Genomic DNA, 22,812 nt, shown 5'->3' with positions numbered 1-22,812 from the left:
TTCCATTCCGCCAGATTGCTTAAATGTTGCCCCGGCGTTTTTTGCTTTTGCAAGGAAAATGTTGTATGCACACGATAATCTCGAGAATGCCAAATTTAGACTCAACCCCCACTTTCCATCCAACCGATGAAATGATAGCCTTGAATATTTAATGTGCATATATTGACTTCATTTTCGTCTTCACAGAAGGGTAGATGCATATGCAGCGGATCGGGTTGATTACTATTCTTATCTTCTCGACAGCGGTTGGGGTGTTACCCTGCCCGTTCCATTTTCAACCCTTCTCGTCATTATTTCTTGGGGTAGCTTCGCAAGCATCGATCGGTGACTTAGATTACGAGCCATGCTGCCCGATTCCGGTTAAGAAGTTACCATCGGGTGGTGGTCTACCCTCTCAGCCCAAGTGCCCGTGCGAATCTCGTGATGAGTTCACAGCATTTCCGGCAACGCGCATTCAACAGACCCATCGAGATTCCCAGGAAAATCCTGTTTTGCCGATGGTCGGTGCCAATCTTTGCTACCAGTATATTGGCTCATCCAATATCGCGCAGCTAATTTCCGATGCACCGGTGTTGTCCCTTAGGGACCGTCTTCATGTGCTCTGCATCCTACTTTGTTGAGGTTGTCTGGGTGATGCCCATCGTCCTGTACTACTCGACGGTGAAGCTTCCCCATCTCATACGAATCATCTCGCATTGACAACGGTTTAGTCACGCGCGTTCACGAGATGGGACACTCATTGGTAAATTGTGACCGTCGTATAAGTTACGTCGTCGGTTATTACTCACTCTTGACATACATCGGTCCCTTAGAGTCCTCTAGGTCACGGATCGAGTCAAACCGGACTAAGTCGGGGCAGTCACAGCCTGTCTGCCTCTGCCCAATCTTGGCGAAGGAACAGGATGTTCACATGAAGAAACTAATTGAGGGGCTGAAACATTTCCAGAACCATGTCTTGTGGGAACGACGTGAACAATACGAGCGGAGCGCCCAGAGCCAAAAACCACAAGCGTTTCTGATTACGTGCTCGGACTCCCACGTCCTTCCCGATATCTTTATGCAGGCTGATCCAGGGAACTTATTCGTTACACGGAATGCGGTCAATTTGGTTCATCCGTGCGATGGTCCGATCGGTGAAATGGCTACGATCGAATACGCCGTTTCCGCACTTGGTGTGACTGACATCATTATCTGCGGGCATTATGATTGCGGTTCAGTTCGTGCAATCCTGCACCCGGAAAAAGCAGTCAATCTGTGCAAGACGAACGAGTGGCTAGCCCGAGTCGCTGAGACTAGCGAGACGATCCGGAGGGAACACCCCAGTATAGAAGGAGTTGCCTTGTGGAACAAAGCAGTCGAGCGGAACGTACTCTTACAGGTCGAAAACCTGGCGAAACATCCAGCGGTCGCTGCTGCTTTGACTGCCGGCACCCTTCATCTGCACGCCTGGGTCTTGCGATTCGAAACAGGAGACGTGCTCGCCTACGATCAAGCAAGCAAAGCCTTCGCGCCGTTAGCGGAGACGCCGGTTGTCCACGCGGACCGGCCTGATTCTGAAACGAGTTCACGGTCGCCCGAAAACATGGGATCGCCGAAGGCTTCGCGAGTCGCTAAGCCTCCGAAATGGTTCGAGGTACTTAAGAGCGACATTCCATCTTCATTGGTGGTCTTTATGGTTGCCCTACCGTTGTGCCTGGCTATTGCCAAGGCCTGCGGTGTTCCAGCGGAAGTCGGTCTGATCACCGGCATCATCGGCGGAATTCTGGTAGGATTGATTGCCGGCAGCCCATTGCAGGTGAGCGGGCCCGCGGCGGGGCTCATTGTTATCCTGCTCGACATTGTCGAGAAACAGGGTATCGGGATGTTAGGAGTCGTTGTATTTCTGGCTGGATTGATTCAATTCGCCGCTGGACTCCTGCGGCTCGGACAGTGGTTTCGAGCCGTGTCACCCGCTGTCATACTTGGCATGCTGGCGGGAATAGGGGCCGTCATTTTCTCCCAGCAGTTCCATGTCGCGTTGGACGATGCTCCCGACCGAAATCCATTGGTGAACTTCGTGAACATTCCACGGGCTCTGACGCATGTTTTCGTCGGCCACGATGGGCACCCGGGGCACCTTTCTGCTGCCCTCGTTGGTGCCGCCACGCTGCTCATTCTGGTGTTCTGGAAGAGGATCGTTCCGGAAAAACTCAGGGCGGTACCGGCTGTCATCGTGTCGATCGTTGTTGTAACGGCTGTTTCCGCCTTCCTGGCGCTACCCATTGAGAGGGTCGAGTTTGACAGTTTGGGAGCGGCTGTCAAATGGGTTAATTTTGGTTCGCTCCCAGAGATTCTCACTAGTCCATCGGTTTGGAAGGTTGCACTGATAGTCGCCTTCGTCACGAGTGCACAAACACTTTTGACTGCCGCCGCCGTCGATCGAATGCATCAAGGCCCTCGGACCCGTTATGACCGCGAGTTAGCGGCTCAGGGTGTCGGCAACGCTATCTGCGGACTAATGGGTGCGTTGCCAATGGCAGGAGTAATTGTTCGCAGTTCGGCCAATGTTGATGCAGGTGCTCGAACCCGTTGGTCAGCAGTGTTTCACGGTGCATGGCTGCTGATATTTGCTCTCTTGTTTCCCCAATTGCTTCGAATGTTGCCTACGTCCGCTCTTGCCGCACTACTCGTGTTAACCGGCGTCAAACTGCTAGGGATTCGTGCGATTCGAGCGTTGTGGCAAGAAAGTCGGAGTGAGGGAATCATCTGTGTCGTCACGGCCTGTGCTGTGGTGACGCTGGACTTGCTCACAGGGGTATTAGTTGGAATCGGATTCTCTATCATAAAGTTAATTTATACGTTTTCCAGGCTTTCAATTTCCCATCGCTGCGACCCGGACGGTGATCGTAGAACGCTAGTGCTGGAAGGTTCGGCGACCTTCATCCGTCTGCCGAAGTTGGCGGCGGCATTGGAAGCAGTGCCGTCGGGTACAGTCCTGCACATCGACTTGAAAGGCTTGAGCTACATCGACCACGCCTGCTTCCAACACTTGATGGATTGGGAAAAGCAGCACCAAGCAACGGGCGGCGCACTCGTGCTGGATTGGGATACATTGCACGCAAGGTTTCACAGCTCCCCCCCGCGGCCGCCGCAGTCGTCTAATTTCCAACAGTTCGAGGACAACGTAGGCGGTGATGACTGCGAATGGTCGAGAGCGGCATAGTTTCTACTTGTCGGTGCTTCGACATTCGTTGTCGAATTTGCCGTGGCTGGTATTACAACGGCGACGGCTTGAAACGGATTAAGACCGGAATGGGCGCAGCATCAGCGAAGAATCAATTTAATAGGACAGTACGATGACTGATAAGATGAGAAAAAATATTGACCTGGTTCTGCCCAGTGTGTCGGATATACGAGATGCCTGTGTTCAGCGACTAACCGAGTTGTTGACCGCAAAGGAAGGTGTCCTTCCGGTGAGCGTGCAAAATCTTTCCGGTGTGATTTTTTGGTGAGCCGGTTGGGAAGCGGGGGCCAGCTGGCGGCGGGGGCTCAAGCAGCGTTGGGGAGTTCAGCGATTGTCTGGCGGTAGTTCCAGGGCAGGAACCGTTCGGGATGGGCGGCGACTTCGCCGGGATGGCGGAAGAGTTCGGTGAGATAATCGAAGGGGTTCGCCTGATTGAGCTCGCAGGTGTGGATCAGGCTCATGAACATGTCGCCGATGCGGGCCCCATTTTGCGTGCGATAGAAAAGCGAATTCTTGCGATGGCAGATCGCTTTTTTCAGAGCCCGCTCGCAGATGTTATTGTCCAGCGGGGCTCCGGCTTTGTGCAGAAAGAGCGTCAGCTTCTCCCAGTGTCTGAGCAGATAATTGACGGCGGTGCCCAGAGCCGAGTTCGGCTCGACGAGCTTTTCGTCGAACTGCCGATGCAGCCAACTCTTCAATTCCGTCATCGCCGGTTGGCTGTGGGCTTGATGTAACTCCAGACGTTCTTCGGAAGACAGCCCCTCCTTCCGGGCAGCGGCATCATTTTTATAGACGATCTTCAATGCTTCGAGCACATGGCCGCACTCTGCGGGAAACAGATCGTGAATCTCCACGAACTGCCGGCGGGCATGGGCCAGGCAGTTGGCGACGATCGTCCCCAGTTCCCGGGGCATGTTCCGCGCGAGCGCATCGCACATCTGGATCGGAGACTCAAGTTCGGCTGCGCGCTGCTTGAGTACCTCGGCCAGATTCTCGCCGGCGTGCCGATGCGAGCTGAAAAACAACGCAATGCGGCGACCATCCCGCGTGGAAATCACGCCGGACGTGAACAGACCGGTGCGGTCCGGATTGTCCACGAAGGGAATCCGGCGTTCCCCCATCAGGGTCAGAATCTTCACGGTTGTGTCGTCGTTGTAGAGAATCGTTCCCTGAGCGGCTTCTCGCATGAGGTCTTCGAAAGCCGGATTGAGTAGAGGGGCAAAAGTGGAAACCACATCCCACTGAGTCGAGGCCGGCAGAGGAATTTCCAGGTTCCCCTGCAGGCCCTGGAGGCGGTTGAAGGGAAGCCCGCTTCCATATTTTAAAAGGCCGATCATCGCACCGGCCCTGGCATCGTATTTCTCGCGGCTGGCTTCCTGGGGAAGCGCGGCCGTGAAGACCTCGCCGCACAGACCGCAGCGGAGGCGTTCCAGTGCATAGGTCCTGGCACCCAGCGGAGCCTGGCCTGTGATCCGCACCACAGTGCGGGGCGGCTTTTGATAGAGGGTTCCCTTCCCGCATTCCGGACAAGGATCGCCGACGTGAAGCGAGCGGTGAGGAATTTCGATCTGCTCGGCTCCGCGATACGCGTCGGCTCCGTTTCGACCGTGGCCTCTGGGAGGTGGTTTGCCGTTCGGCTTTTTGTCGGATTCGTCGGACTCGGTTTCGCCCGCGTCCCCGGTATGCTCCACGGATTTGCCGGAGTTCGGCTCGGCATCGGCCTGATCAGAATTTCCCACGACCTGTCTGGTCTTCTCCGTCTTCGCGCCGAACAGCATCTTCTGCAGCCGGCCGATCGACATGTTCTTTTCTTGAATCAGGCCCGCCACATATTCATAGGATTCAAAAACCCGCTCGATCAACTCCGCATCTTGAAGAGCCAGCGATTGCCTGGCGCGGTCCGCCACATCCTGGAGTCGTTTGTGATCCACTTCCATGACCTCCGGTTTCTTCCGATTCATGATCCACCATCCGTGGCAAACACAGAGCCTCCAAGTCCGTTCGCTCAGTGAAGAAATACCCTGATTATCGCAGCGTGGCAAGAGCAATTGTCTGATGCGACAATCAAGCCTGGGGGCCCACGGGCCGCCAATCGGGGGCAGCTCCCGTTCGCTCCGGGTTGCCGGCCGAGAACAGAACCGACAATTGATGAGTAGCCAGGCGTTGCGTGGCAGCATCTCGCGCATCGGGCCACCAGTGAAGGCGCCCTTCGGAAAAACGCTTGTGACAGAGCCAGAAACCCTGGCCATCATACACCAGCACCTTGATGGCCGTCTTTCTGCGATTGCGAAAGCAAAACACCGTCCCCGCGAAGGGGTCTTCACCCAGGGTGTCTTTGCATAACCGTGTTAGCCCATCGATGCCCCTGCGAAAATCCGCCGGTTGGGTGGCGACCAGGATCTTCATCTGCGGTGTAATGGCCAGCATCAGTTTGAACCTCGCAGGCTGCGTCCCACCACCGCGATATCGGCGGCCTGATAACCTGTCAGTTGGACCCGCAAAATTCCGGCATGGTCCTCCCACTCGATCACGCATGCGGAAGCCGGGGCAGAGACGGACGGTAATTCGACAAATGCCGAGCCGTTCTCCGCTGGCTGCCCTTCCGCCAGGAAAACCCGCTTCTTCAACGCATAGTAGTCAAGCTTCAACGACCGAGCGGTGCGTGTCACACCATATTTGCCAGCCAGCCTGACCGCCATTTTCCACAAGGGGGCGGGAATCCGCGCCCCGGGCTGTTTTGTCTGCCGCCACGCCGCCAGTCGCTCCCGAACCCTGGCCAGATCCGGGGGCAGTGCACGCTGATTCTGATTCGCCATCGCCGACCTCCTGAAAAGAGAAACCGCTCACGATAGCAGAATTTAAAAAAACAATCATGCACGCTTACCGGAAGGACACAAAGGAAGGGATCGAGACCACCCATGCGACGGACAACAAGGGCATGAGTCAGGACCAAATTTGCATCCACTATGATCCTGAACGACTATCCTTGGGGGAGGTGCGCGAGTTGGCCAAACGGTACACAACTCGTCAGACAGCGCGATTGAGCGTCTTTGTCTACATCGAAACGATTTATAATCGCAAGCGAAAACATTCGGCCCTGTTCCGCTACATCGAAACGTTCTACAATTCAAAACGTTTACATCAAACATTAAACTATCAATGTCCCGACCAGTTCGAGAGAATATACACTCAATAACTGGCCGCATAATTCACTCTTTGGGAGTCCGCCAGTCTTGGGCTATCGCAACTCTTAACTCGACTGGTAATTGGGTAGTATCAATCTTAGCAGATATTGTTTTGATGTTTGCATTGTTGCAGTACTGGGGACTCTGCATAATTCAACAAACAACTAAAGTAAATAGCAATTAATAATGAACCGACTGTGCTGTTTATTATGAAATCCTGATATTGTTGCGCGAGTTCTCACGCCTGAGAAAAATGCAGTCCGTTCGGCAACGAAACACAGTGAATCATCACCGTCTGAAATGACTCTTCCATATTGGGAAATTGATTTCGGGATGAATTCACTGTTGGAGATAACGAACTGCGCACGGCCAACCGGTCATAGCTGGCGAGAGAGTGGTTCTACTATACTATCAAGTTGCTCATAATATTTGTGGCAGTTTTGTGGCATTCGTTTTTGCCTTAAATGAATTAATTCCTGATAAAAGTTCTTGACGTTTGATAGAATAAGTCTATTATTATAGTCTCAAACACATGGGAAACCCGGCAACAATTCAGCGGTCAGAGAATCCCCCTCTCTCCGCTTTTCAAACTGACCAAACGCGCTAAGTTATTGAATTCAATAGCTTAGCGTTGTTTTTTGCGCGTCGTAATAAACCCCCTGGTGCACAGTTGGTGCACACAGTGTGCACAGGAGGTTTTGATGAGACGACGCAAGAAGTCTGCCCAACGCAAACGCGTTGGGCGCGTTTCGTACTATCTGCATCACGGTGCCTGGTATCTTGATAAAGCAACAAACATTCTGTAAATTTCCGGGGCCTTCGGTCTCTGTGATCAGCATTAAATTGTCAGGTATCTCATGCCGGTTTCCCAGTCGTCGCTGAGTTCCACCAGGACCGCGGTCACCAGCCTCAGCAACGACTCCTCATTGGGAAACAGTCCCGCTACGCGGGTACGCCGTTTTAATTCCTTATTCTGCCGTTCGAGCATGTTTGTGGTTCGCATCCGCTTGCGATGACCGGCAGGGATGGTAAATACGGTCAGTCCTTCCAGGATGTTTTCTTCCGCCCAACTCGCCAGTTTCGGAGCTGTTTTTTCATGAGTGGAAACGAACCGTTTCAGTTCATTCAGCGCATCATCCAGGTCTCTGGCATTAAAGATATTGCGTAATTCATCGCTCACCTGTTTGCGCAAATGAACCTTGGGAACGTATTGCATCGCGTTTTGCATCAAATGAAACTGGCAACGCTGCCAGGGCGTGCCAGCGAGCATGTTCTGTCGTGCCGCTTTCAGGCCTTCGTGTGCATCACTGACGATCAGCTTCACGCCATGCAGTCCGCGCTGGTTGAGTGAACCCAGGAATTCACGCCAATGGACTTCGGCTTCGGAGAGCGACACAGACACTCCGAGTACGCTCCGATGACCGCTGGCCAGGACGCCGATCGCAATCAGCACGGCACAGTCCCGCACGCTGCCTTCCACGCGAACTTTTTCATAGCGGGCGTCGAGGATCAGGTATTCCACCTGCCCCAGCGGTCGATTACGCCACGTTTCCAGCTCTTCGTCGAGCAGTTTCGCTGCCCGACTGACCTGTGTACTGGTGACATCAAATCCACAGAGTTCGGTGGTGATTTTGGCGACCTTACGGGTAGAGACGCCTTGAACATACATTTCAGCGATTGCCAGCTTCAGTGCGCGTTCACTCCGTTCGCCGCGTTCCAGTGCAGAGGGATAAAAGTCGCCATCGCGTGTCTGGGGCACTTGCAGTTCCAGCTTTCCGAGGCGACTTTGAAATGATTTTGGCTTGAAACCGTTGGCATAAGAACGGCGTGTTACGCTGCGTTGATACGGTTCGGCACCGAGGTATTCGGAACGTTCCAGCTTCATCGCTTCGTTGAACAGGATCTGGAGTGCTTGCGACATTTCATCGAATCCATGATCGGCCAGGAGCTGGACAGCGTCGAGAATGTTGTTAGATTGTTGTTGGTGGGCCATGGTTGGAGTTCCTTTTCTGTTGTGGAAAACATTAAAAAGAAACCGATCTGGCCCACCCTTTCAAGGGCTCGCCGGAGTGGTGCTTGTTATTTTCGCTACGCTCAAATAACAAGCACCACTCCGGCACACAGGTAATTTACAGAAGAGATGTTACAGTAACGGTATCTTTACTACCGTGATGGAGACCGGCCAGTCCGGTTGAGAGTCGCTGACACAGAGGTGGAAGCCGAGCAGATCGCGGCGCAAGTCAACGCGCAATTGGCTTCGTCCAGCCCTACTCTGTTTTCCTTCACGTCTGTCAGTTTTTCAGAGCTGCGACAGGCCTTCCTCAATCATCACGAAACCGTGGTGCGATCTTCTCCCGCCACGATCAGACGCTATCGATCGGCATCCCAGCATCTTGAAAACTATTTCAATGAATGCCGCCCATCTGATCTGGCGCATGCGATCCGGGCAGATCATTTTGTAGCCTGGCTGAGGAAGCAGAAAGTTTCCCCGAACGGCCATCCTAACACGGCCAAACGGGCCCTTCGTGATAAAGGCCTGCGCTTCGTATTGGAAGTCTGTCGATCGGTATATATCTATGCCGCCCAGCAACGATTTCTTCCCCCCTACTTCGAAAACCCTTTCTCCAAGCTCAACCTGGAGCGGATGAGAATCGAAGATGCCAAACCCATCTTTGTTTTCGATGCGGATGACGAACTGAGATTCTTCCAGAAAGCGGATGACTGGACGTTCCCCATTCACTTTATTCTTGCCAAGACAGGATTAAGGTCGGGCGAACTGATCCATCTGCTGATCGAAGAGGTCGACTTGGAAAACGGCTGGCTGCATATTCGCAACAAACCAGAGTTGTGCTGGAAAATCAAAACCAGGCGTGAACGCTCTGTCCCCTTGATCAAGGAAGCAGTCGCCGTCTTGCGCAGGGTGATTGGCAATCGAACGTCAGGCCCTGTATTTATCCGGCACCAGTTTGATCCCTTTAATTCACTTTTGGGAAACCTGAACCAGATGGCACTCCAGGAAGAACTTCGGCAACGCATCTCACGTGCTGACTCAGGGAGTGTGCTGACTCTTTCGCAAACCATGGAGGAGAAGCTCGCCCGAGCCGTCTGGCGTGAAGCCGGCGTGATTCGATCGGAGCGGGTGCGGACATCGTTTATCCGTACCGCCAAGTCTGCAGGTCTGAAACAGTCTTCCTGCCCCAAAAGCTGGCGGCACTCTTTTGCCACATTGCTTCAGGATGCCAACGTCGATCCACTCATTCGCCAGATCACACTGGGGCATAAACCGAGCGAGGACGCCCGCAGTGGCGGTCTGGGGATGACAGGCGTGTATACGCACACTCGCGCCACCACGCAGAAGCGAGAGATCGAACGTGCTCTTCGCTTCTGGCCCCAGTCTCTCGCTTATGCGAGGCAATGGACCAAATCTAACAAAGTCTGAGTCTAAGCATACTGACTCGCTTTGAACACATTAATAAATACATATCCATTTAAAAGGGAGTTTTAAGCATGAGCTATAGAGAAGAAAATGAACTCAAACCACGGAATGGTCATACCCTGATCGTTGGCATTCTAGGGCGTATTTCCGGTTGTGCAAACCAGAAAGAACTCAGCCTGGATGATCAAGTGGATCATGGCAAACAGATTGCCTATGAAATGTACGATGGAGAGATTGAGTTCCGGATAATCACAACCAAGGGAAAAGGTGAGCGACTTGACCGTCCGGAACTTCTTAAGATCGAGAACTGGCTCAACTCAGATGAGTTGGATTTATTAATTGTCGAAGATCTTGGTCGCCTGGTACGTGGCCCAGCAGCTCATCGTCTGTGTGGCATTGCGGTCGACCATGGAACCAGAGTCATTTCTCCCAATGATTTTATTGACACTAATAATGAAAATTGGGAAGACGATGTACTTAATGCATGCAAAGAGCATCTGAAACACAATACGCATACATCTCTTCGATTGAAACATAAGTTGATGAATCGGTTTGAAAAGTACGGAGGTGCCACTCCCTGCCCTATTGCTGGATATATCAAACCTGACAATGCCAAGTCGTACTCAGATTGGGTCAAGAAGGAAGATGCAACTATATTCATACGCGAAGGTCTTCAAATCCTCAAACGGACTCTCAATGGCGAAGCCGTTGCGGAATACTTTAATGAAAATGGATTTTCACCAGGTCCCTATTGCAGTAAGGATCAATGGGACGGACGTATGGTGCTACGCTTCTACCGTAATCCGACACTTAAAGGATTTCCGCAACGTGGAGATAAGCATTCCATCAAACATCATGAAACCGGCAGAAGAATCTCAGTCCGTAATCCGAATGGTCCCCGGTATCGGGAAGAACCTCATCTGGCATTTTTCTCTCCTGATGAGATTGATCCCGTTCTCAAAGCGTTAGCTGAGAAAAATGCGAATTATAAACGTAAGAAAAATCAGAATGGCACTGATTCACGGCATCGGGTTCCCAAGAAACGGACCCGGGCCTTTGGTCAGCATGCTACCTGCTTCTATTGCGGTTTTCATTACGTGTGGGGAGGGAACGGCATGACGGACAACCTGATGTGCTCCAATTCCCGCGAGTGGCACTGCTGGAACTCTGTTGGGGTTAACGGACCTGAAGCCGCACAGAAACTTCTGGAGGTGGTTCTGGATAGCGTTGCGACTCTGGATGAAATTGATTCTCAGTTTCGAGAGATTGTGCAGCAGACGCATGCCGGTGGTCCTGAAAAACTTCTTGCCCGTGAAAATCAATTAAATCGGGAAGAGGAAGAAATTGAACGGGAACGCGCTAAGCTCAAAAAGTTTTTCAAGGAGATCGATGATATCGATGGTGATTTTCTTTCTGAGATGCTTGCCGAGTTAAAGGGTCGAGAAAAACAGTTATTACTTGACCGGAGGGCATTAGAGCATGCAAGATCTCGTCAACTCGATCTTCCGAAATCCACATTAGAGCTCAAGGGGATTTTGCAGCATCACCTCGAAGATGTCGATATCCACTCTCATGAATTCGGTGATTTGATCCGGGAATTGGTCCCGGAAATCCATGTCTACCTAGTACGGCTGATTGACGGTGGTCATCTACTGCCTCGTGCTAAGATCTGCCTTAATCTTGCAGGGAGCATTCCGGATGCAGCTGCGTCTACTGAGTTACAGCAGTTACTGTCCAGGGAACTGACTCTGGATCTCTTTGAGCCCCCTCAACGTGAATTGATCCGACCGGAGGCTGTCAGACTGGCTGCTGCTGGACTGGAACAGCGGGAAATTGCCCGTCGGCTGGATGGTAACCCCACTCAGACCGCGGTCTGGAAAGCCTTGAAGCTGCATCAGCAGATGCTGGAACAGGGACTGACAAGTCCCTACATATTTTTGGATGAACCGCCTGATGACTATAAAAAACTGCGCAGGCACAAGAACAAAAAGTATTCTTTTCAGCCGAAGCCCGGTTATCAACGGCCTCCGCTCTGAAAATGAACACCCCCATTGATTCCTGATCCGCCCCCGGCAAGTTGCCGGGGTTTTTTAATGCGCTATCTGAAAGGAGCTATTTTGAAAGCCAGACACTCCAAAACCAAAAAGAAAAACGTGAAGCCAACCGGCCCCGTCATTCCGGGAAGCCCCGTCCATCGGCTGTTACAACTGATTGCCAGATCAATTGTCAAAAAGTATGAACCGGACGACGCTGAACGGGATTCCCGTAAAAACTAAATTTTGGCCCAAAACGTGTCATAATAAATAGGATTATATGCAGCGTGTTAGCATTCAGGTGGAGCGGTATTTCAGGGTACTCAACACGCTGCATATGATCTATTGGACTGAACCGCAGGGGCGTTTTCGACTATGGGGATTGAATGCCCGCAGGGTGAAAACAGCGTTCTGTTTTCTCTGTGATTGCGGGTATGATTCTCCGATGGGATCGTTCGCTCAAGCGTCGAGGCAGGCCGCTGTGGCGGGTTGTAATTGCCAGGACGGTTGTGCGGGGCGTCCCGAAGACGGAATCCGTCACCGGCGCAGACCCCGACCGGAACACTCTATGAAGGGAGATCAAAACGAGGGGCCGGTTCTCTTGCAGAAGACTCATGAGGTATCACAGACCTCCCAGAGTTCGGAAGCCGGCAGCGAGGCACGAACAAAATATGGAGCAGGAAGTCGCTCCCAGCGGGAGTGCAATTCCTGCGACCTCTGGAGTGCGGCTTGACCACAGGAGGGACAGATTGCAGACGATTCCCCGGGAACCGGAGACGCTGCCCGAGGACGTTTTTCGCTCAGAGGCCCCGCTCCTTCCAGCAGTCCGCGGCACAGCGCGATCTTCTCTGCCCGGAAGCGATTGGCCAGAAAGCCATAATGCCGAATCCGCATCAGCCCATCTGGAAGCACATGCTGCAGGAACCTGCGGAGAAACTCCGTGGCGGCGAGCGTCATGGTCCGCTTCCGACTGCCTTGGGCGTAGTCTTTATAGCGGAACGTGACCTGGCCGTCTGCGACGTTCAACAGCCGGCTGTTCGAGATCGCCACGCGGTGCGTGTAGCGTGCCAGGTATTTCAGTACCGACTCGGGGCCGCCGAAAGGCGGCCGGGCATACACGACCCATTCGGTCCGCACGGACTGGTTGAGAAGACGCTTGAAGCCCTGGGGATCGGCGACGGAAGCCAGCCGCCCGGGGAATTCCAGTTTTCCCGCGACATACGTCTGATTGAGCAGGTTCAGAAACTTGCCGCGAAACAGCCGACTGAGTACGCGCACGGGCAGGAAGAAATCGGCCCGTCCCGCGACCCAGCGTGTGCGGTCGGGCGCCAGTCCGCCGGAAGGGACCACGCAATGCAGGTGGGGATGCGGCATCAGGGTCTGTCCCCAGGTATGCAGCACGGCCAGAAACCCGATTTCCGCCCCCAGGTGCCTGGGATCGGCGGCGACTTCCAGCAGCGTCTGGCTGGCCGCGCGGAACAGCATCCCGTACATCAGCCGCGGGTTGGCAAGCGTCAGATCCACCAGCAGGTTCGGCAGCGTGAACACCACGTGGAAGTAGGGAACCGGCAATAGTTCGGCTGCCCGCCGCTGCATCCACTGCGCACAGGCAGAACCCTGGCACTTGGGGCAGTGGCGATTCCGGCAGGAATTGTAACTGATCTGCCGATGGTCGCAGGAGCGGCACGTTTCCACATGCCCTCCCAGGACCGCAGTCCGGCAGTTCTGCAACGCCCGCATGACGCGGCGCTGGGCAACGGACGTGGGATAGCGCTTCAGGTATTCCGCACCGTACTGCCGCACGACGTCAGCGAGTTCCCACCGGGGACGCGTCATGAGTCCTCCTGTGGCGTGTCTGGCTGGTCTTGCTCATGGAGCAGTTCCAGGGGACTGCGGGTGCCGCCGATCAGGTGCTTGGAAACGTGCGTGTAGATCGAGGTGGTCCGCAGGCTGGCATGGCCCAGGAGTTCCTGGATGACCCGCAGTTCCGTGCCGGCTTCGAGTAGATGCGTGGCGAAACTGTGACGCAGCATGTGCGGCGTGACGGCTTTGTCCAGGCCGGCCTCACTACAGGCGTCCCGGCAGACTCGTTGCACCGATCCCACGGCGATCGGCTTGATCCGTGAAGGACCGAGAAACAGCCAGTCGGCCGGACGGGCGGCCCACCAGTAGTGCCGCAGCGTTTGCAGCAACAGGGGTGAGAGCAGTGTATAGCGATCTTTGTTTCCCTTGCCCTGCACGATGCGGATCACCATCCTCTGGCTGTCGATGTCGCACACCCGCAAACGCACTGCCTCGGAAATCCGCAATCCCGACGCGTAGGCCGTCATCAGGATGGTGCGGTGCTTGAAGGAGTGCACCGCCTGAAAGAAGCGGCACACCTCGTCAAAACTCAGCACTTCCGGTAAATGCCGTTCGGGCCGGGGGCAGCGAATGTCCTGCACGATCTCGCCGCGCTGAAGTGTATTCCGATACAGAAACCGCAGTGCCGCCAGTGCCTGATTGTAGGTTCCCCAGGCGACTTGCCGGTCCTGGACCAGATACAGCAGGTAAGTCCGGATGGCCTCCGGTCCCAGGACTTCCGGGCTTTTACCGAAGTGCCGGGCAAAGCGGGACACGTTGTTGACGTAAAGCTTGATCGTTTTCGGGGACAGGTTCCGCAGTTCCATGTCCTCGATCATGCGCTGCCGCAGTGGAGTCATCACTGGACCTTTCGTGAAACAGAGATTTCAGAGACCGGGAAGGTACTGAAACTATGCCTCACAAATGGCGTAAGCGCAAATCGGAATATTCGGAACAGGCCGTACAGACGGACCTGGGTACCTACGTGTGCTTTACGGTCCGGGGGGACGAGCCCTCAGCGGAAGGATCAATCACAGTTGCCGATCCCAGGCCTACCGCGAAGCGGTTTAGTTCAATACATAGGGGATAGATTACCTATTGTACGATGGTAGTCGATCTCCAAAACAAATTCGTCGTCAGTAAAAACGCCCCGCATGGCACAGGAATGCGGGGCGTTTTGTTTTTACACATCCCCAATAGAAAGGAGCCTTGCTTGGAATACATGGTTTTAACGTTCGTCTCTGTCGCCCTGTTGCTGACTGTCGTCTCATTCATCAAGGAACGGCGGTTGCGGCTGGCGCTGCAGGGAATTCTCAGACACCTGATTCAACGCTGGAGGGCACATGGAAAAACCGACTCTACCAATCACACTAACACTGATCCTGCTGACCGGAGCCGGATGTAGTTCCGACGAAAACAGCCGTGTGGCCGAACTGGCCACACGGCAGCTGGAGCGCCAGGCTGAGCAGAACCAACGGATGACGGAACTCCAGCAGGAAGTTGCCTCCGGTTCACGGAAACTGGTGGAAGCAGACGCCAGATCCCGGCAGGAGCTGGTCTCGCTGCAGCGTGAGATGCAGACCGAGCGAAACGAGATCGGATACCAGCGGGACCAGCTGGAAGCGGAACGCCGTGAAATTGCTGACAGCAGAAATCGTGACCCGATCATTGCGGCGGCGATCACCAGGGTGGCCATGGTTGTTGTCAGCCTGCTGCCCTTATTCATCTGCTGGTTACTGCTCAGGCAGAAAATAGAACCCGCTAACGATCAGCAAATGACAGAGCTACTGCTAGATGACCTGGTCTCAGAAGAACCGTGGCTGATGCCACCTGCAAATACAAATCCGAACAACCCACGGTTAACGGATTGCCCGCAGCCCCCCGATCCTGAAGATCCCACAGAAAGGAGCACATGATATGTCACATATTGTCACGATCCAGACAGAGGTCCGCGACGCGGAAGCACTGAGCCTGGCCTGCCGTCGACTCAATCTGGGCGAACCCGTTCACGAAAGCGTTACGCTGTTCAGCGGGGAAGTCTCTGGCTACGCGGTCCGTCTCCCTGACTGGCGGTATCCTGTCGTCTTTGACGTCGAACAGGGCCAGGTCCGCTACGACAACTTTGAAGGCCGCTGGGGTCAGCCGACTCACCTCAATCGTCTGTTGCAATCCTACTGCGTGGAAAAATGTCGTCTGGAAGCGCGCCGCAAGGGACATTCCGTCCTGGAAAACCGGCTCAGCGACGGTTCCATCAAACTCACTATTCAGATCGGAGAGGGCCAGTGAAAACCATTGAAATCATCATTTCAACCGACGGTCAGTCCCGGATCGAAACCCGCGGCTTTACCGGTTCCCATTGTAGGGATGCCAGTCGGTTTCTGGAAGGAGCTTTGGGAAAAGTCTCCTCGGAACAGCTGACTGCCGAATACCACCAATCCATTCAACACCAACCCAACCAACTCAAACAGGAGAATTAGCTTTCAATTCACAACACATACAGGAATTACCTGAACGAATTGACGGAGCCCCCTCACGGGTGCGTGTGTTGGTGGTCGTCGAAGGGACACACGACATCAAGTTCCTGAGGCGCATCTCGGCACTCCTCCATTCTGCGCATCCCGCACTGCCTGATCTGGCCGCAATGGAACGTAATAGAGAACTTATCTTCCTGCCGATCAGTGGACATCCTCAAGCTTGGATTAGACGACTGTCACCACTCAATCTGCCAGAGTTTCATTTGTACGATCGCGAGCAGTCACCGGTTACGGAACAACGTCTGGAGACCGTCGACAGGATCAACCAACGCTCTCGTTGCCGCGGCATGTTGACGCAGAAACGGAGTCTGGAGAACTATCTGCATCCCCACTCGATTCAGGTTATCACTGATGTCCCACTGGAATTCGATGACCATGCTTGTGTGGCAACTCTGGCAGCACAACAAGTTTTTGAGAGCAGTCATGGAAAATCCGCCTGGCAACGGCTCACTCGTCGTGCTCAGGTGCGACTAACGAATCGGGCCAAGCACTGGCTCAACACCAGTGCCGTTGAGGAGATGACGGTCCCCCTGCTGCAGGAACGTGATCCGGACGGAGAAATCATCTCCTGGCTGGAGACGATCCGTCAACTGGCTGAGACCGCTTAAGCACACTTCACACACCTATTTCTTTCAACCTAAGAGGAACACTTATGTTACTAACCGAACGACTGGCGGAGAACGTACGCGCCTGCTTTACCGGGATCTGGATTCAGAGCCACGAACATGACGAGGCGTTGTTGGAAATTACCCGGCTCTGCCACAGTGAAGACTGGGGCTTGCTCTCTTGGGATATTGACCGGGGGCTACAGGGAACGCAAGCCATTGAAGAGAGTGATGCGTCGTACCCTGATCCCCTGGCAGCCATACACAGCCTCAACAGCCAGGCCGATTCAGATCGGCCCACGCTGCTCGTCCTCAAGAATTTCCACCGCTTTATTAACTCTCCCGAAATCATCCAGGCACTGACGCAACAGATCGGTCTGGGAAAGCAAACCCGAACCTTTGTGATCATTCTATCCAGTCTGATCCAGATTCCCCCGGAACTGGAAAAGCTGTTCGTCTGTCTGGAACACGATCTCCCCGACCGGAGCCAGCTGGAGGAGATCGCTCGCAGCATTGCCACGGAACCCGGCGAACTACCGGAAGGAACGGAACTGGAGCGTGTTCTGGACGCTGCCTGCGGCCTGACCCGCTACGAGGCAGAGGGTGCTTTCAGCCTCTCCCTGGTACGACACGGACGCATCGACGTCTCCGTCGTGCTGGAGCTGAAGGCTCAGACGCTGCTAAAAAGCGGTCTGCTAACGCTCCACAGCGGCTCAGAGTCATTTGATGACCTGGGCGGCCTGAAATCACTCAAGGCCTTTTGCCGGCGTGCGCTGCGTCCCAGATCACAGGAATCAACCCATGTGCGTCCACGGGGCGTGCTACTGTTGGGAGTTCCCGGGACCGGCAAAAGTGCCTTCGCCAAAGCTCTGGGCAGGGAGACCGGACGGGCCACACTGACACTCGACGTGGGAGCCCTGATGGGTTCTCTAGTCGGCCAGACCGAGGAGCGAACAAGACGGGCGCTCCGGATCGTTGATGCGATGCAGCCAGCCGTCCTGTTTATCGATGAAATCGAAAAGGGTCTGAGCGGAGCGGCCTCATCCGGACAGTCTGACAGTGGTGTTTCCACACGCATGCTGGGGACACTTTTAAGCTGGCTGAACGACCATACTTCAGACGTGTTCGTGGTCTGTACTGCCAACGACATTTCAAAACTTCCTCCCGAGCTGATCCGTGCCGAACGCTTTGACGGTCTCTTCTTTCTGGATCTGCCCGGAGATTCACAGAAGCAGGTGATCTGGAACATCTACCGCGAACAGTATGGGCTTACGGAAGACCAGCAGCTTCCTGAAGACCGGCACTGGACCGGTTCGGAAATCCGGGCCTGCTGCCGTCTGGCGGCCCTGCTGGATGTCCCGTTAACCCAGGCCGCGGAAAACGTGGTCCCTGTGGCCGTCACAGCCGCAGAATCAGTTGCTCGACTCAGACGTTGGGCCAGCAACCGTTGCCTGTCTGCAGAGCAGCCAGGCGTCTTTGTTCATGGAGAGCGGTCGGAAAGCCGAACGCAGCGCAAACTCTCCCGTGATCCCCGCAGAAACTAAACCTGACTTTAATCAAGGAGAAACGACGACTATGGCTACGATAGAAGAAGTGGAAACTCACCACGATCCCATCGACCGTCTCAGGGCGACGATGTGTGCCACGCGGGTCAGTTTTGAATGGTTCGGTACCCGGAAGTCGCTCACACGTGACCAGAAGGCCCAGGCCGCCGAATCGTTTGGGGCGGAAGGGGAGTTCCTGAGTGCCGGTAAAAAGCTGCTGGATACGGGACATCCCCGTTTTCGAGCCGTGAGTGCGGTTCGTAACCAGGTGCGGAAATACTGGACCTCGGTCAGCCTGCCTTTTCCGGAACCGGGAATCCGCTTATTGCGGCAGGATGCTCTGAACACCTTCCAGGAGCAGATGCATCGGTTTACGGAAGAACTGGCTGAAGCGGTTGCGGAACTGGATGAACAATACCTGTCCCTGAAGGCGGCGGCCCGGGAGCGACTGGGAAGTCTGTTCAATGACGATGATTACCCCACAACGCTGGTCGGGCTATTCGAAGTGACCTGGGAATTCCCCAGTATCGAACCGCCGAATTATCTCAGACAGCTCAATCCCGAACTCTACGAACAAGAGTGCCAGCGCGTGCAGTCGCGATTCGAGGAGGCGGTCCGGTTGGCGGAAGACGCTTTTCTGGATGAGTTGTCGAAACTGGTGTCGCATCTGACAGATCGCCTGAGTGGACAGGCCGATGGCCGTCCCAAGGTCTTCCGGGATTCTGCCATCGGCAACTTGCACGAGTTCTTTGAACGTTTCCGGTCGTTGAATGTGCGGTCCAACGAGCAACTGGATGCCCTGGTCTCTCAGTGTCAGAACATTGTGGAGGGAATTCAACCCCAGGAGTTGAGAAAGCGGGACGCCCTCCGGCAACAGGTCGCCTCCGATCTGTCGGGCGTCCAGGCTGCCCTGGATGGTCTGCTGGTTGACCGGCCGCGGCGTCAGATCATACGGACTCCGAAGTGAGGAGGTCACATGCAACTCATCATCACAGCTGAAGGGCAAGTCCGCTGTATTTACGCGGAAGCCATTGATCTGACCGTCATCGGTCGACTGCGTATCACACGTGGTTCGTTTGTTGAACCGAATGCGGCTGGTCAATGGATCGTGGATCTGTCCCCCGTACGGGGTCCGCGGTTGGGGCCGTTCGCACAGCGGAGTGCGGCCCTGCAGTCAGAAATCGACTGGCTGGAACTGCACTGGCTTTCTTCCGACCACTGAGAATGGAATGTACCCACAACAGGCCCCGGTCTTGCAGAATTGTCTCTGCAGGGCCGGGGCTTTTTTATTGAACCCTTGTATTAAAGGAAACTTTAGATGAAACAGACAGACTTGAATCGGGCTGTCGCCCTGGCCACCGGCGAGACAATCGCCACCGTCAAACGCCTGGGCTTTTTATTAGCGGAACCCCAGGAAACCGTTGATCCGGATTCGGACACGTCGGGACCGCTGGTGATCGACTGGGACGAACTGGACAACCAGCGAATGAGCCCGCAGACAGAAGGATTGAATCATGTTCCTTCAATGGTGTGATTCCGATCTCAAGGGATTTCACTGTCTCAGTCAGGCAGATGCTCCCTTCCACTCAAATCGATTTCAGTTGCTCCGTAGCGGGCGGCAACGGGGACGACGCGCCGTTAAAAGTCAACGTCGAAAAAGGCGTCGCAAACGAAAGTCGCTTGGTTAAAGCATTACTTCTTTTTAATACATCTCCAAATCAATTCCAGAAAGGAATGCTATGAAAGTTTTATTGATTAACAACGATGGTGGCGGATTCGCGGACTACATCGAAGTCGCCACGGGGACCACGGTCTCTCAATTGTTCGAACAACGCATGGCGAGTGCGAACGCCTCGGATTACCTGATCCGGGTCAATCGCCAACCGTGCCCTCCCGATCAGACATTTCAGGACGGGGACCGGATTTCGATCACTCCGACAAAAATCGAAGGTGCGAACAGCTAGCCTTTGTTGAAGTGAATTATATTGTCTCTGACAGGCTGCCGGGATCTTCGTCCCGGCAGCCTGTTTTCTATTAACAGGAGTGAACGACTATGAATCAGAGTCCGAAAACGGTCTGGCGGATGGCCAGTCTCGTTGAGCAACAACTCAGCTCACTGGGCAGTGATACATACACCGGGCTGCCAGAAGCGGCCTGGATGAACTGTCTGCGGTTGATCCGCATGCGGCAGCAGGCTCAGGAACGAGGTTGGTTTCGTGCGGCCACCAAGCTGGAGCGAGAACTTACCAGAGAGGTGTTTCAGCTGTCGCGGCAACTGGTGACGTTGCAGCAGGAGCTGGAGTCTGCCGCTGATGATAAGCCTGTTCCTGAGACTAGCACCATCTACGAAGACCTGCTGGCCCTGGAAGAGGAGTTTGGTGAATACGACATCGAACTCAAGACCAAGTCTATTTCGGTAGTGACAGAGCCAATTGTGCTGGAAGGCGTTTATCTGGGAGCGTTTGAGATACGGCTGGAGTTTACAGACCTGAATTCAGACGCTCCCTTTCAGTACCAGGTATTTGCTCAAGATCCGCAGTCACCGATCACCGATGACGCTGTCACGCATCCGCATGTGCAGTCTGATATCGTCTGTGAAGGGGACGCCCGTGTGCCTATTAAAAGTTCCCTAGAACAGGGGCGACTGCTGGACTTTTTCGTGCTGGTGTCGCGCTTGTTGCACACCTACAACCCGGAAAGCCCCTATGTCGCCCTCAGCGACTGGCACAGTGCAGAATGCAGTGATTGTGCGGATGTCGTGACCACAGATGAGCAGACTCACTGCACCAGTTGCGAAAACCGCTTGTGTCGGCAATGTGCGAATAGCTGTACCGACTGTAGTTTCTCATTTTGCCACGACTGTTCGACCCGCTGTGAAATCTGCCGTGATGACTGTTGTGAATCCTGTCTGAAAGAGTGTGGACTCTGTGGTTCCAGCTGTTGTTCTAATTGCCTCGATATTGAAGAAAGGTGCCCGATCTGTGAAACACAGGAAGACGAAGAAACGTACGAACCGGACCAGGAAACCAGATCGCCGGAGACGGTCCCCCCTTCCGGCGATCCGCTTTAGCCCAACCGCCTGGGCCAAACTGCTGTTCCTACGTGATTATGGTGATACGGAGGTCGGCGGATTTGGAATCGCAGCCTCGACGGATTTGCTGCTGGTCCAGGACCTGCAACTCGTGAAACAGACCTGCTCGCTGGTCCATGTTGCCTTCGATGATGAAGCGGTGGCGAATTTCTTTGACGATCAGGTCGATGCCGGACTCCGCCCGGAGCAGTTTGGTCGGATCTGGATCCACACCCATCCGGGAGCTTGTCCGGAACCCAGCCCCACTGATGAGGCGACCTTTGAACGCGTCTTCGGTCGTTCTGACTGGGCCGTGATGTTTATCCTCGCTCGACAGGGAAGATCCTATGCCCGCCTGCGGATGAATTCCGGTCCCACGTTTGAATGCGAGATTCCGGTCAGGCGGGATTATTCAGAGCTTTTTCCAGGCTGTGATCCTGAATGCTGGGAAGAGGAATATTTAACGAACGTGCATCCCGAACAACGCCAACCTGGCAGGCCGTTATCGGCGTTCGACGGTTTTGACTGGGATGCGGACTGGTTTTCCGATGATCCTGACTTGGAAGGAGACTTATTGTGACAAATAAAACAGTAGATCGTTTTCAGCGGCAAAGTGGTCTGGTCCCCGCTGAACAGCTTTCACAGATTTCGGTGACTGTCATCGGTGTGGGAGCCATCGGACGACAGGTGGCCCTGCAACTGGCGGCAATTGGGACGCCGCGGATTCAGCTTGTTGATTTTGATACGGTCGAATTGACCAATATCACGACGCAGGGATATCGGAGACAGGATCTGGGATCAGCTAAAGTCGAAGCAACGGCCAGGGCAATCCAGGAACTCGATGATTCGATTCAGGTGGAGACAGTTTCGGATCGGTTTCGTGCCTCCATAAGTACAGGAGAGGCTGTCTTCTGCTGTGTGGATTCGATCTCTGCCCGAGCAGCGATCTGGCGATCCATCAGCAGAAAATGTGCGTTCTGGACAGATGGCAGAATGCTGGGAGAAACGATCCGAGTGCTGACTGCGACAAAGGATTCTGGAATAGACCAGTATTCAGAGACACTCTTTCCTCAACCCCAGGCTCATGCGGGCAGTTGTACCTCACGCAGTACTGTGTATGCAGCCAGCATTGCAGCGGGGCTGATGGTACATCAGTTGGCTCGCTGGCTTCGTGGGATATCCTTAGAGCACGATATGACTTTAAATCTGTTGGCAGGCGAGACTGTAATAAGCTGACTACTTGCGATACTATTTTCTCTATCATCCTAAAACGCAATAACCAGAGCAGGCAGGCCACCTTCAAAGGTGGCCTGCCTGCATTTTTTTAGCTATCAGAATAT

The 22,812-nt window shown here is 54.2% G+C and carries 23 protein-coding genes; 17 read left to right on the top strand and 6 right to left on the bottom strand.

Annotated features, from left to right (window positions below):
• Positions 1–910: 910 nt before the first annotated feature.
• Positions 911–3,202, top strand: a complete 2,292-nt coding sequence (locus F1728_RS24800; protein WP_194242511.1) for a SulP family inorganic anion transporter — start codon at positions 911–913, stop codon at positions 3,200–3,202.
• Between the two features lie 326 nt (positions 3,203–3,528).
• On the opposite strand, the gene tnpC is transcribed toward F1728_RS24800, so the two are convergent.
• The 4 genes from tnpC to F1728_RS24780 form a co-directional block, all read right to left on the bottom strand.
• On the bottom strand, positions 3,529–5,184 hold the full coding sequence (gene tnpC, locus F1728_RS24795) for an IS66 family transposase (protein ID WP_194242510.1): 1,656 nt from the start codon (positions 5,182–5,184) through the stop codon (positions 3,529–3,531).
• Positions 5,185–5,287: 103 nt separating this feature from the next.
• Entirely contained in the window at positions 5,288–5,629 is a 342-nt protein-coding gene (gene tnpB / locus F1728_RS32675; protein WP_228030878.1) for an IS66 family insertion sequence element accessory protein TnpB, read from the bottom strand.
• Between the two features lie 20 nt (positions 5,630–5,649).
• Positions 5,650–6,039 (bottom strand): hypothetical protein, encoded by a 390-nt coding sequence (locus tag F1728_RS24785; RefSeq protein ID WP_145190855.1) that lies wholly within the window; start codon positions 6,037–6,039, stop codon positions 5,650–5,652.
• A 1,207-nt stretch (positions 6,040–7,246) separates the two neighbouring features.
• The gene (locus tag F1728_RS24780) at positions 7,247–8,401 is read right to left on the bottom strand and encodes an IS256 family transposase (protein ID WP_155363077.1); all 1,155 of its coding nucleotides are present in this window, start codon (positions 8,399–8,401) and stop codon (positions 7,247–7,249) included.
• Positions 8,402–8,599: 198 nt separating this feature from the next.
• Here F1728_RS24780 and F1728_RS24775 point away from each other — a divergent pair, with 198 nt between their 5' ends.
• The 3 genes from F1728_RS24775 to F1728_RS24765 all read left to right on the top strand — a co-directional run bounded on the left by F1728_RS24775 (position 8,600) and on the right by F1728_RS24765 (position 12,120).
• On the top strand, positions 8,600–9,847 hold the full coding sequence (locus tag F1728_RS24775; protein ID WP_155366309.1) for a tyrosine-type recombinase/integrase: 1,248 nt from the start codon (positions 8,600–8,602) through the stop codon (positions 9,845–9,847).
• Between the two features lie 68 nt (positions 9,848–9,915).
• Complete coding sequence (locus F1728_RS24770; protein WP_145043937.1) at positions 9,916–11,880, top strand: serine integrase family protein; 1,965 nt, start codon at positions 9,916–9,918, stop codon at positions 11,878–11,880.
• 57 nt (positions 11,881–11,937) lie between these two features.
• Complete coding sequence (locus tag F1728_RS24765) at positions 11,938–12,120, top strand: hypothetical protein (RefSeq protein WP_145188126.1); 183 nt, start codon at positions 11,938–11,940, stop codon at positions 12,118–12,120.
• 369 nt (positions 12,121–12,489) lie between these two features.
• On the opposite strand, the gene F1728_RS24760 is transcribed toward F1728_RS24765, so the two are convergent.
• Together F1728_RS24760 and F1728_RS24755 are read right to left on the bottom strand one after the other, a co-directional pair.
• On the bottom strand, positions 12,490–13,713 hold the full coding sequence (locus tag F1728_RS24760; protein ID WP_145043935.1) for an IS91 family transposase: 1,224 nt from the start codon (positions 13,711–13,713) through the stop codon (positions 12,490–12,492).
• On the bottom strand, positions 13,710–14,579 hold the full coding sequence (locus tag F1728_RS24755; protein WP_145043933.1) for a tyrosine-type recombinase/integrase: 870 nt from the start codon (positions 14,577–14,579) through the stop codon (positions 13,710–13,712). The genes F1728_RS24760 and F1728_RS24755 overlap by 4 nt, the downstream gene beginning before the upstream one ends.
• A 353-nt stretch (positions 14,580–14,932) precedes the next feature.
• On the opposite strand from F1728_RS24755, the gene F1728_RS31365 reads away from it, so the two are divergent.
• The 13 genes from F1728_RS31365 to F1728_RS24695 all read left to right on the top strand — a co-directional run bounded on the left by F1728_RS31365 (position 14,933) and on the right by F1728_RS24695 (position 22,708).
• A complete protein-coding gene (locus F1728_RS31365; protein WP_194242508.1) occupies positions 14,933–15,124 on the top strand; it encodes a hypothetical protein in 192 nt (63 codons plus the stop codon).
• Positions 15,063–15,635, top strand: coding sequence for a hypothetical protein (locus tag F1728_RS24750; protein ID WP_145043931.1), 573 nt, complete (start codon positions 15,063–15,065; stop codon positions 15,633–15,635). Before F1728_RS31365 ends, F1728_RS24750 begins: the two co-directional genes overlap by 62 nt.
• Before the next feature lies 1 nt (position 15,636).
• On the top strand, positions 15,637–16,005 hold the full coding sequence (locus tag F1728_RS24745) for a DUF1257 domain-containing protein (protein WP_155366308.1): 369 nt from the start codon (positions 15,637–15,639) through the stop codon (positions 16,003–16,005).
• Complete coding sequence (locus F1728_RS24740) at positions 16,002–16,196, top strand: DUF2997 domain-containing protein (RefSeq protein WP_145043927.1); 195 nt, start codon at positions 16,002–16,004, stop codon at positions 16,194–16,196. Before F1728_RS24745 ends, F1728_RS24740 begins: the two co-directional genes overlap by 4 nt.
• Positions 16,197–16,255: 59 nt before the next feature.
• Positions 16,256–16,861, top strand: coding sequence for a hypothetical protein (locus F1728_RS24735; RefSeq protein ID WP_228030337.1), 606 nt, complete (start codon positions 16,256–16,258; stop codon positions 16,859–16,861).
• A gap of 44 nt (positions 16,862–16,905) precedes the next feature.
• Entirely contained in the window at positions 16,906–18,402 is a 1,497-nt protein-coding gene (locus F1728_RS24730; RefSeq protein ID WP_145043923.1) for an AAA family ATPase, read from the top strand.
• Between the two features lie 31 nt (positions 18,403–18,433).
• Positions 18,434–19,369, top strand: coding sequence for a hypothetical protein (locus tag F1728_RS24725; RefSeq protein WP_145043921.1), 936 nt, complete (start codon positions 18,434–18,436; stop codon positions 19,367–19,369).
• Positions 19,370–19,378: 9 nt separating this feature from the next.
• Entirely contained in the window at positions 19,379–19,624 is a 246-nt protein-coding gene (locus F1728_RS24720) for a hypothetical protein (RefSeq protein WP_145043919.1), read from the top strand.
• Between the two features lie 96 nt (positions 19,625–19,720).
• Positions 19,721–19,936, top strand: coding sequence for a hypothetical protein (locus F1728_RS24715; RefSeq protein ID WP_145043917.1), 216 nt, complete (start codon positions 19,721–19,723; stop codon positions 19,934–19,936).
• A gap of 205 nt (positions 19,937–20,141) precedes the next feature.
• Positions 20,142–20,366: a MoaD/ThiS family protein gene (locus tag F1728_RS24710; RefSeq protein ID WP_155366306.1), complete on the top strand. Its 225-nt coding sequence runs from the start codon at positions 20,142–20,144 to the stop codon at positions 20,364–20,366.
• Positions 20,367–20,455: 89 nt separating this feature from the next.
• A complete protein-coding gene (locus tag F1728_RS24705) occupies positions 20,456–21,472 on the top strand; it encodes a hypothetical protein (protein ID WP_155366305.1) in 1,017 nt (338 codons plus the stop codon).
• Complete coding sequence (locus F1728_RS24700; RefSeq protein ID WP_228030336.1) at positions 21,384–22,052, top strand: MPN domain-containing protein; 669 nt, start codon at positions 21,384–21,386, stop codon at positions 22,050–22,052. The genes F1728_RS24705 and F1728_RS24700 overlap by 89 nt, the downstream gene beginning before the upstream one ends.
• Positions 22,049–22,708 (top strand): HesA/MoeB/ThiF family protein, encoded by a 660-nt coding sequence (locus F1728_RS24695; RefSeq protein ID WP_155366304.1) that lies wholly within the window; start codon positions 22,049–22,051, stop codon positions 22,706–22,708. Before F1728_RS24700 ends, F1728_RS24695 begins: the two co-directional genes overlap by 4 nt.
• The last annotated feature ends 104 nt before the right edge of the window (positions 22,709–22,812 follow it).

This window comes from Gimesia benthica, from assembly GCF_009720525.1.
GTDB classification, from domain to species: domain Bacteria; phylum Planctomycetota; class Planctomycetia; order Planctomycetales; family Planctomycetaceae; genus Gimesia; species Gimesia benthica.
Note: the sequence above shows the minus strand (reverse complement) of the source record. Positions and strands in the feature narration are given on the sequence as shown.